Origin of the sequence: Mesorhizobium sp. M0621, from assembly GCF_040320745.1 — a bacterium.
GTDB lineage: Bacteria > Pseudomonadota > Alphaproteobacteria > Rhizobiales > Rhizobiaceae > Mesorhizobium.
Genome location: NZ_JAMYQF010000124.1, coordinates 1 through 1,468 on the forward strand (window position 1 = coordinate 1; position 1,468 = coordinate 1,468).

At 59.1% G+C, this 1,468-nt stretch carries 2 protein-coding genes; both read right to left on the reverse strand.

Annotation, left to right across the window (positions count from 1 at the left end; all coding sequences use genetic code 11):
* On the reverse strand, window positions 1-926 hold a 926-nt coding region (locus NKI38_RS33390), incomplete at its 3' end, for a secretin N-terminal domain-containing protein (RefSeq protein ID WP_352665132.1).
* Window positions 927-1,279: 353 nt separating this feature from the next.
* Window positions 1,280-1,468 (reverse strand): hypothetical protein (locus NKI38_RS33395; RefSeq protein ID WP_352658070.1); only part of this gene is annotated, 189 nt, incomplete at its 5' end.

Consider the following 1,468-nt stretch of genomic DNA (forward strand, 5'->3'; position numbering starts at 1 on the left):
AGACGGTTCGCTGACACGACCGTTTCGTCCACCGAATCCGTTGTCGAGACGGTCGCATCTGGCATTTCGGCCGGCGAAGCTGACACGTTGACCGGCAAGCTGGCTCGATCGGATGCGTCACTTGCCACCGGCAGGTTGCCGAGCGTTCCCGAGGGCTTTGCACGCGAGACAGCACTGGGCGCCTCAGCGCCGAAGGTTTGCGCCAGTACGTTCGCCACGTCCGAAGCCCGCCGGTACAGCAGTGGACGCACGTGAATGTTTGCCGTCGCCTGCGACGCACTATCCAGTTTGAGGACCGCCTGGCGGACCTGCTTGAGAGCCGCAGGATCTTCTGCCACGACCAGGATACCATTCAGTCGCTCTAGCGCCGCAAATTGGACAATCCTTCTTTCTTGCCCATTCCGCGTAAACAACAAACTGAGTTCTCGTTCAACGTCGGCCGGGCTCGCTTGAGACAGCGTATACAGCGCGAAGGACTTGCGAACCATAGCGTCGGTATCGAAAAGACCGACCAGTTCCCGCACAGAACTCACGGATCCCGGCGGTCCACTGACAACAATGCCCCTCCCCCCGGGGGCTGGCGTGAGGCGCACACCCTCCTCCAAGTTCGGTCGGATTACTCCGATGACCTCAGCCGGGTCGACATACTGCACAGGAATAACTTGAACGTTGGTCTGGATGCCGCCAGCGAGATCGGCCAAGCGCCCCACTCGAACGCCTTGCTCACCCGCAGCGAGTCCATAGCCGTGCGGTCCCAGCGCTTTGTCGAGTAGCCGCAGCACCTCACTCGCTGGCACTTGGCGGGCTGTATGAAGGGTCATCTTCCCTCCGACGCCAGGATCGATGGTAAAGGGCATGCTCATGACATCGCCTACGACATCCTGCACGACCTGGCGAATGTCGGCATTGGTATAGTCGAGGCTCACGCGCCTGCTATCCGACACAACCGGCAGCTTGCGTTCCACTGTGGCCGCGACTGGCTGCGCTTGCCTCTGTCCCATCACTTCAAAGCCTTTAGTCTGCGGTCCGCGAATTTCTCGCACAGACGCGGAGCCAGACGGGACGGAGGACGGAGAGTTCAGCAAGACCTCCCGCTCGGCAATCGTACCACTGCCGGAGCACCCCGCCAAAGGTAGAAGTAAACAGGGGAGGCAGAGCAATGCAGTATTCCTGCCGACGATAGCAACCCACGCACCCCTTGCGCGACCAACTAGAAACGCCAATCGATTCGCGAGCCATTGATGATCGTTCTGCGTCAAATCAGCCACGAACCCGCTCTTTACCTGATATTGCCCAGGATGTTCTCCTTGGATTTGCCATCCTTGGCCAACAAATTGGTCGCGAGTTCAACGCACTGATTCACCTTATCCATCAGGGACTGCAGGCGAATGAGCTCCATCTGCGAGTCACTATTCATGGTATCGACGCGCGCTTTGAGATTGGAGATGGCGGCATCGAAATCCGACTG